Below are 11,578 nucleotides of genomic sequence, written 5' to 3' on the forward strand. Positions count from 1 at the left end.
AGGAGATATTGAGCCAAAGGATTGTCGCCCCGCGCGAGCGCCCGATAGCAGGGGCGCCAAGAAGAATTTTTGGGAGAGGCGTGGCATCATGATTTCGGGCAAGCGCATATTGATCGTGGGTGGCGGGATTGGCGGGATGGCTGCCGCCATCCGCTTCGCCGAACTGGGCAGCAAGGTGACGCTGATCGACATCGACCCGGAATGGCGCGTCTATGGCGCGGGCATCACGATCACCGGGCCAACATTGCGCGCCTATCGGCGGCTGGGCCTGCTCGATGCGATCAAGGAACAGGGGGCGATCGCCAAGGGATCGACGATATTCCGCTATGACGGGCTGCGGTTGCATGAACTGGATGAACCGGCGCTGGAGGAAGGGCTGCCCGCGACCGGCGGCATTATGCGGCCCAAATTGCACCGGATCATGCAGGCGCGGGTCAAGGCGCTGGACATAGAGGTCAGGCTGGGCCTGTCGGTCAGTGCGCTCGACAACCAGCATGACGGCGTGGACGTGGCCTTTACCGACGGGGCGCGGGAGCGTTTCGATCTGGTGGTGGGGGCGGACAGCATCTATTCGGGCGTTCGGCGCATCGCCTTTCCCCATATGGGCGAGGCTCAGCCGACGGGACAGGGATGCTGGCGACTGTCGATCAAGCGGCCGCCGACGCTGGAGAGCGGGGAGATCTATCTGGGGCATCAATATCCCGCCGGAATCAATCGCTGTGCACAGAATATGGTCTATCTGTGGATGCTGACCCCGCATGAGCGGCGAGAGCAGCATTTCACCGACGAGGAACTGTTTGTGCGGTTGCAGGAGAATCTCGCGGATTTCGGCGGCAATATCGCTTGGGTGCGCGAGAATATGACGCGTGACGACTGGATCAATTATCGCCCGCTGGCGGCGGTGTTGCAGCCTACGCCCTGGTATATGGGCCAGATCGTGCTGTTGGGCGACGCGGTACATGCCACAACGCCCCACATGGCGTCGGGCGCGGGCATGGCGGTGGAAAGCGCGCTGGTGCTGGCGGACGAACTGGACAAGGCGGACACGATCATTGCGGGGCTTGCCGCCTATCAGGCGCGGCGGTTCGAGCGGTGCCGTCATGTGGTGGAAACCAGTGTGAAGGTCGGTGAAATGCAGTTGGCGGGCGAACCGCCCGAAGTCGTCGGGGGGGCGCTGGGTGCTGGGCTGCACCGGCTGGCGGGGGAATATTGATAGTGGCGAAGGTCCGGCGGAATGACCGCCGGGCCTTTTGGTTTTCCGCGGTTTCCGAGCCATCAGCTGATATAGACTGACTTGAAAATGCTCTTATTCGGCGGTCCACCCTCCGTCGACTATCAGACTGGCGCCGGTCATGAGCGCGCTGGCGTCGGAGGCGAGGAAGACGACCGCGCCCATCAAATCCTCCACCGTGCCAAGACGGCCCAGCTTGATCTTGTCGAGGACGGTGGCGAGAAACGCCTTGTCCGCGAAGAATGGCCGGGTCATCGGCGTTTCGATGAAGGTCGGCGCAATCGTGTTGGAACGGATGCCATGGGGCGCGAGGTCCAGCGCCATCGCCTTGTTCAGCCCCTCCAGCCCCCATTTGGACGCGCAATAGAGCGAGCGGCGCTGTCCGCCGACATGACCCATTTGCGACCCCATATGGATGATCGAGCCGCGCACACCCGCTCCGATCATGCGCCGGGCAACGGCTTGTCCGACGAAGAAGGCCGCGCGCAGGTTGAGGCCCAGGACCGCGTCATAATCTTCCTCCGACACTTCGACGAAGGGCTTGGGGCGGTTGGTCCCGGCATTGTTGAGCAGGATGTCGAAGGGCGCGGCCGCATCGAGCGCATGGGCGGTCGCGCTCACATCGCTCACATCGATCTGGAGCGCATCCGCCTGCCCCCCGGCGGCGCGGATCGCTTCCGCTCCGGCCGCGATCTCCTCTGCGCTGCGGGCGGCGAGCGTCACATGGGCGCCCGCCTGCGCCAGCGCGGCGGCACAGGCAAGGCCAATGCCCCGCCCCGCCCCTGTCACCAGCGCCCGCCTGCCATCTAGGCGGAAGCTGGGTGTCTGCGGCAATGGCTCCATCTCAGGCAGCCGTCGCAGGCGTGGGTTCGGCCGTCCCGGCATAGGGGACGTTGCGCCCGCCATAGCGACGCACGCGGATATTGGCCTGCTCTCCATGGCCGGCAAAGCCTTCGAGTGCGCAGAGGCGGCTGCAATATTCGCCGACCAGCGCGGATGCTTCGTCGGTCAGCACCTTTTGATAGGTGCAGGTCTTGATGAATTTTCCGACCCACAACCCGCCGGTATAGCGCGCCGACTTCTTGGTCGGGAGCGTATGGTTGGTGCCGATAACCTTGTCACCGAAGCTGACATTGGTGCGCGGCCCCAGGAACAACGCGCCATAATTGGTCATGTTCTGAAGGAAATAATCGGGGTTCGCGGTCATGACCTGCACATGTTCGGAGGCGAGATCGTCGGCTATGCGGACCATTTCCGCCTCATCCTCCGCCACGATCACTTCGCCGAACGTCTCCCACGCCTTACGCGCATAATCGGCGGTGGGCAGTATCTCGAGCAGCTTTTCCACCCATGCCATCGTGTCGCGCGCCAGCCTCTCCGATGTAGTGAGCAGCACGGCGGGGCTGTCCGGCCCATGTTCGGCCTGTCCCAGCAGGTCGGTCGCCGCCAGTTCGCCGTCGCATCCGATCTCGTCGGCGATGACCAGCGTTTCGGTCGGCCCGGCGAACAGGTCGATCCCGACCCGGCCGAATAGCTGGCGTTTGGCTTCGGCGACGAAGGCATTGCCCGGTCCGACGAGGATATCGACCGGATCGATGCTCTGCGTACCCAACGCCATCGCGCCCACGGCCTGAATTCCGCCCAATGCGTAGATGGCGTCCGCCCCCGCCATCGCCTGTGCCGCGACGATCGCGCGGGCGGGCTGGCCCTGAAAGGGCGGGGCGCAGGTGATGACGCGCGGCACGCCCGCCACCTTGGCGGTAATGACCGACATATGGGCGGAAGCGAGCAACGGATATTTGCCGCCGGGCACATAGCAGCCGGCCGAGTTCAGTGGCAGATTCTTGTGGCCCAGGATCACGCCGGGCAGTGTTTCGACCTCCACATCGTGCATGCTGGCGCGCTGGATCTGAGCGAAGTTGCGCACCTGCGCCTGCGCGAACTCGATGTCCTTGCGCTCCTGCGGGGTCAGGCTGTCGACGCAGGCATCGATTTCCGCTTGGCTGAGCCGATAATCGTCACGATCCCAGCCATCGAATTTGATCGACAGGTCGCGCACAGCGGCGTCGCCGCGCGTTTCGATGTCGGCCAGCGTGGCTTCGACAATGTCGCGGACCTTGCGGTCGGCATCGGCCTTTGCCTGCGCGGTGGCTCCACGCTTGAGATATTGCGCCATGGGTCAGTCCTTTTCGATGAATATGCGTCAGAAACCGTCAACGGCCGTTTCGACATGGAAGACGTCGGGCGGGCCGATGAAGAATGGTCCGGCGAGCGCGCGCCACGCCTGAAAATCGTAGGAGCCGCGAAAATCAACGATATGCGCGTCCACGCTGTCCCAGCCGACGACCAGCAGATAATGGCCGGGCCTGTCGACCGCGCGCTCCAGCGTGAAGCTGTGGCATCCGGCCGCAGCGCGGAACAGCGGCTCGGCCTGGGCCACGGCTGCTTCGAAAGCGGCGGCCTTGGTCGGATCAATCTCGATCCGCGCGATTTCCTTGATCATGGCGTCCCTTTCTTCATCGCATCACCACGCCGTCGCCCCGGCATCGACCGGCACGTCGGCCCCCGTGACATAGCGCGCTTCATCCGATGCCAGCCAGACCGCGCACCAGCCGATGTCGTCCGGCTCGCCCAGCCGTTGCAGCATATTCTTGCTCAGCACTTTTGCCTCAAAGGCGGGGTCGGCGGCCAGATGCCGCAGCGTCGCGGCGGTGCGGATGAAGCCGGGCGCGATGCTGTTGGCGCGAATATTATGGCGCGCGCCCTCCATCGCGAGTTGGCGCGTCATCGCCAGCACCCCACCCTTGCCCGCACAATGGGCCAGCGCGGGCGATCCTTCGAGCGCGTGGCGGGCATTGGCGGAGGCGAAGTTGATGATCGAGGCATGGCCGCTGGCCTTCAGCCATGGCCATGCCGCGCGGGTGGCGAGAAAGACGATGTCCAGTTCGCCGCTGAGCGTCGCCTTCCAGTCGGCATAGGAAAGGCTCTCGATCCAGTCGAAGATCGCGAAGGCCGCCGCGTTGACGAGAATGTCGATCCGGCCATGGGCCTCCCCCACCCTGTTCAACAGCGCGACGGTCGCCTGTTCGTCGAGCAGGTCGCAGCTTTCGTCCGCGCCGCTGCGGTCGACGCCAATCACGGTTGCGCCTTCCGCCGCGAAGAGGCGCGCGCAGCCCAGCCCGATGCCATTGGCCGCGCCGGTGACGACAGCGACCTTGCCTCTTAGGCGATCAGCCATGGGCGATCGCTCCGTCCACCGGCAGGTCGCCGCGCCGGAAGGGCGCGACCAGCGCGACGCCCGCGCCGATCAGCGCGCCGGCCGAGAGCAGGCCGAAGGCGCCGAGCAATCCGCCCGCCTGCCGCGACAACAGGGTCACGACCACCGGGCTGAGAAACTGGCCGAAGGCGAAGGCACTTTGCCACAGGCCAGCGCCCCGGCCGCGTATCTGGAAGGACAGGAGGCTCATCGACCAGACCAGCAGCGTTGGCAGCAACATGCCTGCGCCGAACTGATTGAGGAAGCAGCCGATCAGGAAGGGCGTGGGCGCATGGGCCGTGCCCATGCTGGCGAAGCCCGCCGCGAGCATGGCAAATTCAATCAGCAACAGGCGGCGCACCGGCCAGCGCCCAATCCGCGAATAAAGCAAGGTGCCCAGTGGCACGCCGATGCTGGCAATCGAGGTCAGGAAGCCGATCCGTGCCGGATTTTGCAGGCCCAGTTCGACTAGCCCGGACGAAGCCTGAATCTGAACCGTGTAGAAAAAGATCGAGCCATAGACCGTGATCGCCAGGATCATCGCCATCCGCCGCCATGGGAAGCCTGCCCAGCTGCTACCCTGCGGGGCAGTGGCTGCGGGGCGCGGCTCTGCCTTGGGCTCCCATGTGAAATGCAGAACGAGCGCGAACATGAGCAGTGCGGACGCGTAGGTCCAGAAAGGCGTGCGCCAGCCGAACGCGCCAAGCTGGCCGCCCAGGTTGAAGAAAAGCAGCGCCGACATCGACGCGAAGGCGGTCTGCCCGGCGAGCCACTTGTCGCGGGCTGCGCCCTTGAAATAGTCGCCGATCAGGGTCGTGGACAGCACCATGATGAGCGCTTCGGCGACCCCCACACCCACGCGCGAGATCAGGATGGCAGGAAGGGTCTTAACGAAGACCGGCGCGATGCCAACCAGCGCGTAGAGCAGGAAGGAAGCCAGCAGCAACCGCCTGCGCCCAAACCGGTCGCCTAGCATCCCCGCGATCGGCGACAAAAACGCTACGCACAGCGCCGGGATCGTCAGGATCATTGGCACCCAATATTCATAACCCGGCACCGCGCTGAATTCGTCCAATAATTGGGGCAGCACCGGCGCGAGGAGCACGATCGCCATGGTCGACAGGGTGATCGGCAGTAATAGAGCGATACCCGTCATGACACCGGGTGTTTCCCGGGAAAGCGATATGGGTTCGTCGGCCATGGCTTACCGATCGCCTTTTTTGGGCATGTTGTCCCCGTGCATATGCTCTCCCCTCCGCCTTTTTCTAAGGACAAGGATCATACCAGAGGCCCCAGCCGTCAAACCGAAAGGATCAAATCAATCTATTCACGAAAATGCTGGGGTAAGTGTTTTCACTGTCCAGACCTGCCGACTCCCCGATGTCGATCCGCAGGCGTGGCTCACCGATGTGCTGAGCCGGATTGCGGAATGCCCAGTCAGCAAGCTCTACGAGTTGCTCCCCTGGAACTGGCAGGGCCGCAAGCCGCTGGCTGTGTTTGGAGATGGCTATCCGTCCGAATGGTTTGATGAATTCCTTGCCCCATTTGAACCATTTGTCGCTTCGGGCCAGCTCGTTCGCCGGATCATCGACACCCCTGCCCCACCTCAAACAGCATCGACCGGACTTGGAAGGGCTGCGAGACGTGTTCTTCGCAATTCCGGGTGAGGAATGGCGGATTGACGCATACATCGACAAAATCAAAAATCGGACATCCGATTGGGATGATGATCTTGAACGACTTCAAGGCTCGCTGCTTGGCTACGAAGACTGGAAAAATCTTTGGTGGATCGAGCAGCGTGTAAAACATCGGAGCGCCGCAGCTGGTCTTCGCTGATGTCCGTTATGTCCTTGTCGGGATGCTGTTCACCGGCATCGCTCACAACGATGTCAATCTTGCCGAACACCTCCAGCGTCCGAGCGACAATCTCGTCTGCAAAGGCGCGCTCTCCAATATCGCCGCTGATCGTGATCGCCTTGCGGCCCTCTGCTTCCACGATGCGCTTTGGTTCCACCGCGACATCCTCTTCCCGCAGATAGGCTGTCGCGATGTCAGCGCCTTCGCGCGCGTGGAGCGCGGCGACCGCTCTACCGATCCGCCGTCGGCACCGGTGATTATGGCGACTTTTCCGGCAAGACGGTCCGAGCCCTTGTAGCGAGGTTGCCATTGGGGCTTTGGGTTTAGCCTGCTCTCATGGCCGGCAGGGCGTCCTCATGCACCATCGGGGCGGAGTCGCTCATCGCATTATCTCCTTCGCCTCAAGAACCCATTGGGAGACCAGGAGTTCTCTCCGTTACAAACGGGCGGTCGCATTCGGCGAGCACCCAGACATTGTTCCTGACCCCAAGGAGATGGTCGATGGCCCTCAAAGCCCTAGCGCTCAACTGCACGCTCAAGGCGGATATCCACGAGGAGAGCTCAACCGATGCCATGATCGCGGTGCTGGCAAAAGCCTTCAACCAGCATGATGTAAGAATGAGCGAAACGGTTCGCGTCGCAGCCCTCGATATCAAGGCCGGCGTCACCTCCGACGAAGGCGATGGCGACGCATGGCCGGCCCTTCGCGAGAAAATTCTCGCTCATGACATATTGATCTTCGGCGGACCGATCTGGATGGGGCAGATCAGCAGCACCGCCAAACGGGTGCTGGAGCGGATGGATGCCTTTCTATCCGAAACCGACGATAAGGGGCGGATGCCGAGCTATGGAAAGATCGCGGTCGCAGCGATCGTGGGGAATGAGGATGGCGCGCATTTCTCCTCGGCTCAGCTATTTCAGGCCCTGAACGATATCGGCTGGACGATTCCCGCCGTTGCCGCCTGCTATTGGGTCGGCGAAGCGATGGGGTCCGTCGACTTCAAGTATCTGGACAGGACACCGGACATGGTGACGAAGACAGCTAACATGGTCGCCGCAAATGCGGCGCATCTGGCGGGATTGCTCCAGTCCAGCCCCTATCCTGGTTGAGCGCCATGACTGATCTGTCGGGCAAACTCCGCGAGAATATCGTTCTGTACGGTGCGCTGTTCGCCAATGTCGGGATCGCCATCGCCAAATTCGTGGCGGCGACTATCAGCGGCTCTTCCTCCATGCTCACCGAAGGCGTTCACTCGCTGGTGGACAGCGGCAATCAAATTCTGCTGCTTTATGGGCAAGCGAAAGCCAAGCGCCCCGCAGATGCCACGCATCCCTTCGGCTATGGCCGCGAACTCTATTTCTGGGCATTTGTCGTTGCGATCCTGATATTCGCCGTCGGTGCAGGGGTCTCGATCTACGAAGGCGGGCTGCACATCGCCGAGCCCGAACCGTTGCGCGACCCTACGATCAACTATGTGGTACTGGCGGTCGCCCTGCTGCTGGAAGGAACAAGCTGGACCATTGCGGTGCGCGAATTTAACGGCAAGCGCGGTGCGAGCAGTTGGTGGCAATCAATCCGTCGATCCAAGGATCCGGCGGGCTTCATTGTGCTGTTCGAGGACAGCGCAGCGTTGATCGGCCTTTGCATCGCAGGCGTAGGTGTCTGGGCCAGCCATCACTATGGCGACCCGCGGATCGACGGTGTCGCTTCGATCGCTATAGGGCTCATTCTGGCCGGGGTGGCTATTCTTCTCGCGCGCGAGGCTAAGGGACTTCTGATCGGCGAGAGTGCCGATCCTGCCATCATATCGGCGGTATGGATGATCGTCGACAAGCGGCCGCAGATAAGTGCGGTTAATCATGTCCGCACGATCCATACCGCGCCCGATGCCGTGTTCGTTGCGATCAGCGCCGATTTTGTCGACGATCTGCCCATGGGACAAGCAGAACGCCTGATTGAGGATATCGAGTGGGAAATGAAAGCCCTTATCCCGGAACTCACCTCTATCTACATCCGACCGGAGAAACAGGCGGATGCGGTGCGACAGCCACCGCCGGCCTAGCTTTGCCATCCCCTTCGATGGGCGGGGCGAAACTGACCTGCGCCAGTCGCCAGACTCTGTGCTCACCTTCAGGTCATTAGTGCCGTGGATGACGGCATTCGGACGGGGGATGCGCATCATTGACTTCGGCCCTGTTCAGTCGAACGGTTTCAGGCAGCCGAACGGTGACGTCCGAAATTCCGCCTTGCCTCTTGGCGATCCGCCCATGATTATTATTTCCACGTCGTGGCGCTGGAATCCGTGGTGAACCTACCTGCCTGCGCCGCCCGTGACACGCTCTTGATCGACATAAGTGGACATGTCATCGCCAAGGGAGAGTTGATGGGCACCTATCGACAGCAGGTCGCACTGCCCAAATAGAGGCCGCAATAACGGTCAGAAAAGATGCACCATTGATTTGCTGGTTGCAGCTGCCATGATCGTGGCAGATAATGGTGCACGGCCGAATGTTCGCTGGGGATCCCACCTGAGGTGCATTTCCATCATGCTGGCACAACCAGTGGCCCTATCAGCGGAAGCGTCCGCCTGATGGAAACCATCGGTCGTGACCTCGATGAGATGCAGCGCATACCGCTGTCGGCGGATCATGTCGAAGCCGTTCGGGCTGCTGGCGTGTCAATCACATATCCGGCAGGCAAAAACATCGTTCAGCCCGGTGATCCCGTCGATCGCTTCGTCTATGTCGAAGATGGCGAGATCGAGGTCGTCGACGCGTTCACTGGTCGGCGTTACGGATCGTCCACGCTTGGCCCCACACAGTTCATGGCGGAGATATCCTTCCTGAGCGGCGGCGTGTGGACGATGCCGATGCGGGCGGTGCGCGATACGCAGGTGGTCGAAGTGCCGCGCCCTGCCATGCTGCGCCTGATGGCCAACATGCCAGAAATGTCGGACATCATCATCACGGTCCTCTCGGCACGGCGGCGGCGGCAATTAGACAATCGGCATGGATCTCTCGTGCTGATCGGTGAGGAGGCGGATCGTGACATCCGCAGCATCGCCGAATTTGCAAGCCGCAACCGCCTGCCTTTCGCGTCCCACGCCATCGGTTCGACCGAGGCGCAACGGGTGACGGACAGTTGTGGAATAGCGATGGATCGGCCCGCTGTGATCTTCGGCCGCGATCATGTGATCGCGCAGCCCACTCCGCACAAGGTCGCAGAGTTGCTCGGTCTCAATCGTGACGTTGCGCAATGCGAGGTATTTGACGTTTTGATCGTTGGCGGCGGCCCTGCCGGTGTCGCCGCGGGGGTATACGCCGGTGCCGAGGGGCTGAACGCTCTGGTCGTCGAGGATATCGCGATCGGCGGCCAGGCCGGGACGTCGAGTCGGATCGAAAATTATATGGGATTCCCCACCGGTATTTCCGGCGCCGATCTTGTGTGGCGGGGGGAGGTTCAGGCGATGAAGTTCGGCACACGCTTCGTCATGCCACGCCGGGTCGATCGCCTGGAAAAACTGGATAGCGGCCAATTTTGCGCGACGTTCGATAACGGTCATCAGGTGCGGGCAGGCGCGGTCGTCGTCGCAACAGGTGTTCAATATCGCCGCCTTCCCATCCCACGCTTTACGGATTTCGAAGGTGCTGGCATCTATTATGCGGCCACCGATAATGAAGCGCGCTATTGTCATGGCGCCCAAGCGATCGTCGTGGGCGGCGGCAACTCGGCAGGGCAGGCGGCAATGTATCTCAGTCGGTCCGCCGACCATGTGCACCTTCTCGTCCGTGGCACATCGCTTGCGACCTCAATGTCCCATTATCTATCCAGCCGCCTGGAGGCTGATCCGAGTATCAGCATTTATTATGGCGCCCAGGTTTTAGAACTGCATGGATCGCAAACGCTCGATGCGGTGACGATCCAACAGAAAGGTGCGGAAAATCGCACTCTTGCCGTCTGCGCCATGTTTGTGATGGTAGGCGCAGCGCCGAACACCGACTGGCTGACGGGCCTTGTCGCCTTGGACGATAAACGCTTTGTCATGACCGGCGATGCCGTGGACGGCGGCTCACCCTATGCCACCTCCTGCCGCGGCATCTTCGCGGTCGGCGACGTGCGTTCCGGTTCGATCAAGCGCGTGGCTTCGTCGGTCGGCGAAGGTTCTGTCGTCATCTCGAAGGTATGGGAATTTCTAAATAGCGAGGTTAGCCGCCGGAATGGCGAGCGATAGGAGCCAGATTGCAGGGTCAGTTTCACCTAAGCGGCAAGATAGTGTAAAACCATCTCGAGCGAACGGAAGGGTGAAAGAAGGGCCGCGACATTTTCAATGGGTGAATAGCGTACGCACTTCGCATATTGCGTACAACTGTTTGGCGGCACCACAGCTTTCTCGCGGCGTCTTGGCATAGAGCGCGACATCGGCCACAGCGTGGTTGCGTTTGACGACGACCTTCCAAATTCGAAAGTGTAAAAATCTTGGAGGCTTGATGAAGAACATCACCGCATCTCTTGACACGAACATCTTGAATTTGCCTGTCCAAACAGGCATCGTTGGGGCGCGGGCAGGCCAGTAGAGTAACTGGTTTGCAATGGACGATGTCAGCGAAAAATTTCTGCGGCTCAAGGCCGTGATCGAGAAGACGGGCAAGCCCAAGGCTTCCATTTATCGGGATATTCATCTGGGCATATTCCCGGCGCCTGAGAAGATCGGCGCCAGGGTGGTTGCCTGGCGCCTGTCCCGGATCCTGCGCTGGATGCAGTAGCCCTCCGGCTACTAGGACGACTGAAACCAGTCGAGCGCGCCTGCAGCCTTTCGTTTGGGTTTGGCTTGCTCGACGGCGAAGACGGCAGCGGCCTGCTCGACAGCGTCGAGATAGTCCGCCCACCAGCCAAGCATCTGCGGCGCTGGGCAAGGTAGCGCGCGCTATTATACACTGCGCACACCGCCGGGCACATGGGCGAGCTGCAATTCGATCCAGTCGGCCTGGAACAGCCCGGACTCATTGAGAACGGTGCTGGCGACCGACCGGAACCCGTGCACTGTGGCCTTGTCGCCTACGCCAAGCCGGCGCAGCGGGACGAGCATGCGACTGGAACTGATCGTGTCATCCTGGTTGCCGATCACCGGAAACAGATATTGGCCAAAGCGCTCATTGCCATATTTGCCGTAGACGTTGAGTTCCTTGATTTGCCGCAGAAGTTCGACCGCTTGCGGCGGCGATCGGTTCATGCA

Annotated in this window: 11 protein-coding genes and 3 pseudogenes; 6 read left to right on the forward strand and 8 right to left on the reverse strand. The window is 61.6% G+C overall.

What is annotated here, in order from left to right; genetic code table 11:
* Positions 1-88: 88 nt before the first annotated feature.
* Positions 89-1,213 (forward strand): FAD-dependent monooxygenase, encoded by a 1,125-nt coding sequence (locus C100_RS40970; protein ID WP_024020907.1) that lies wholly within the window; start codon positions 89-91, stop codon positions 1,211-1,213.
* A 93-nt stretch (positions 1,214-1,306) separates the two neighbouring features.
* Here the strand turns inward: C100_RS40970 and C100_RS40975 are convergent, their stop codons facing one another.
* The 5 genes from C100_RS40975 to C100_RS40995 are packed head-to-tail and all read right to left on the reverse strand — an operon-like array spanning position 1,307 to position 5,643.
* On the reverse strand, positions 1,307-2,020 hold the full coding sequence (locus C100_RS40975) for an SDR family NAD(P)-dependent oxidoreductase (protein WP_327194960.1): 714 nt from the start codon (positions 2,018-2,020) through the stop codon (positions 1,307-1,309).
* Positions 2,021-2,075: 55 nt separating this feature from the next.
* Positions 2,076-3,407 carry a histidinol dehydrogenase gene (hisD, locus tag C100_RS40980; RefSeq protein WP_024020909.1) on the reverse strand — a complete coding sequence of 444 codons (1,332 nt, stop codon included), beginning with the start codon at positions 3,405-3,407 and terminating at the stop codon, positions 2,076-2,078.
* A gap of 27 nt (positions 3,408-3,434) precedes the next feature.
* Positions 3,435-3,734: a putative quinol monooxygenase gene (locus C100_RS40985; RefSeq protein WP_024020910.1), complete on the reverse strand. Its 300-nt coding sequence runs from the start codon at positions 3,732-3,734 to the stop codon at positions 3,435-3,437.
* Between the two features lie 21 nt (positions 3,735-3,755).
* Entirely contained in the window at positions 3,756-4,469 is a 714-nt protein-coding gene (locus C100_RS40990) for an SDR family NAD(P)-dependent oxidoreductase (protein ID WP_024020911.1), read from the reverse strand.
* Entirely contained in the window at positions 4,462-5,643 is a 1,182-nt protein-coding gene (locus tag C100_RS40995; RefSeq protein ID WP_235219119.1) for an MFS transporter, read from the reverse strand. The genes C100_RS40990 and C100_RS40995 overlap by 8 nt, the downstream gene beginning before the upstream one ends.
* Positions 5,644-5,848: 205 nt before the next feature.
* Between C100_RS40995 and C100_RS48365 the strand changes: the two are divergent.
* Positions 5,849-5,962: pseudogene (locus C100_RS48365) on the forward strand (transposase domain-containing protein); the annotation flags it as partial.
* A 335-nt stretch (positions 5,963-6,297) separates the two neighbouring features.
* Here C100_RS48365 and C100_RS41005 read toward each other — a convergent pair.
* A pseudogene (locus C100_RS41005) lies at positions 6,298-6,727 on the reverse strand (SDR family NAD(P)-dependent oxidoreductase); the annotation flags it as partial.
* 118 nt (positions 6,728-6,845) lie between these two features.
* On the opposite strand from C100_RS41005, the gene C100_RS41010 reads away from it, so the two are divergent.
* From C100_RS41010 to C100_RS41020, 3 genes are all read left to right on the forward strand, one after another.
* Positions 6,846-7,454, forward strand: coding sequence for a flavodoxin family protein (locus tag C100_RS41010; RefSeq protein WP_024020915.1), 609 nt, complete (start codon positions 6,846-6,848; stop codon positions 7,452-7,454).
* Positions 7,455-7,459: 5 nt separating this feature from the next.
* Positions 7,460-8,407: a cation diffusion facilitator family transporter gene (locus C100_RS41015; RefSeq protein ID WP_024020916.1), complete on the forward strand. Its 948-nt coding sequence runs from the start codon at positions 7,460-7,462 to the stop codon at positions 8,405-8,407.
* A 528-nt stretch (positions 8,408-8,935) separates the two neighbouring features.
* Entirely contained in the window at positions 8,936-10,576 is a 1,641-nt protein-coding gene (locus C100_RS41020; protein ID WP_024020918.1) for an FAD-dependent oxidoreductase, read from the forward strand.
* A 93-nt stretch (positions 10,577-10,669) separates the two neighbouring features.
* Here C100_RS41020 and C100_RS48660 read toward each other — a convergent pair whose 3' ends face one another.
* Positions 10,670-10,843, reverse strand: a complete 174-nt coding sequence (locus tag C100_RS48660; RefSeq protein ID WP_161633931.1) for a hypothetical protein — start codon at positions 10,841-10,843, stop codon at positions 10,670-10,672.
* Positions 10,844-10,934: 91 nt separating this feature from the next.
* Here C100_RS48660 and C100_RS0125090 point away from each other — a divergent pair, with 91 nt between their 5' ends.
* Complete coding sequence (locus C100_RS0125090; protein WP_031309942.1) at positions 10,935-11,108, forward strand: helix-turn-helix transcriptional regulator; 174 nt, start codon at positions 10,935-10,937, stop codon at positions 11,106-11,108.
* A 164-nt stretch (positions 11,109-11,272) separates the two neighbouring features.
* Here C100_RS0125090 and C100_RS41025 read toward each other — a convergent pair.
* Positions 11,273-11,578: pseudogene (locus tag C100_RS41025) on the reverse strand (tyrosine-type recombinase/integrase); the annotation flags it as partial.

Origin of the sequence: Sphingobium sp. C100 (assembly GCF_000508185.1) — a bacterium.
In the GTDB taxonomy this organism is placed as follows: Bacteria; Pseudomonadota; Alphaproteobacteria; order Sphingomonadales; family Sphingomonadaceae; genus Sphingobium.

Bases quoted from the DNA above. Each gene is read 5' to 3' on its own strand.
- C100_RS40970 (WP_024020907.1), top strand. From the start codon at position 89: ATGATTTCGGGCAAGCGCATATTGATCGTGGGTGGCGGGATTGGCGGG.
- hisD (WP_024020909.1), bottom strand. From the start codon at position 3,407: ATGGCGCAATATCTCAAGCGTGGAGCCACCGCGCAGGCAAAGGCCGAT.
- C100_RS40985 (WP_024020910.1), bottom strand. From the start codon at position 3,734: ATGATCAAGGAAATCGCGCGGATCGAGATTGATCCGACCAAGGCCGCC.
- C100_RS40990 (WP_024020911.1), bottom strand. From the start codon at position 4,469: ATGGCTGATCGCCTAAGAGGCAAGGTCGCTGTCGTCACCGGCGCGGCC.
- C100_RS40995 (WP_235219119.1), bottom strand. From the start codon at position 5,643: ATGACGGGTATCGCTCTATTACTGCCGATCACCCTGTCGACCATGGCG.
- C100_RS41010 (WP_024020915.1), top strand. From the start codon at position 6,846: ATGGCCCTCAAAGCCCTAGCGCTCAACTGCACGCTCAAGGCGGATATC.
- C100_RS41015 (WP_024020916.1), top strand. From the start codon at position 7,460: ATGACTGATCTGTCGGGCAAACTCCGCGAGAATATCGTTCTGTACGGT.
- C100_RS41020 (WP_024020918.1), top strand. From the start codon at position 8,936: ATGGAAACCATCGGTCGTGACCTCGATGAGATGCAGCGCATACCGCTG.
- C100_RS48660 (WP_161633931.1), bottom strand. From the start codon at position 10,843: ATGTTCTTCATCAAGCCTCCAAGATTTTTACACTTTCGAATTTGGAAG.
- C100_RS0125090 (WP_031309942.1), top strand. From the start codon at position 10,935: ATGGACGATGTCAGCGAAAAATTTCTGCGGCTCAAGGCCGTGATCGAG.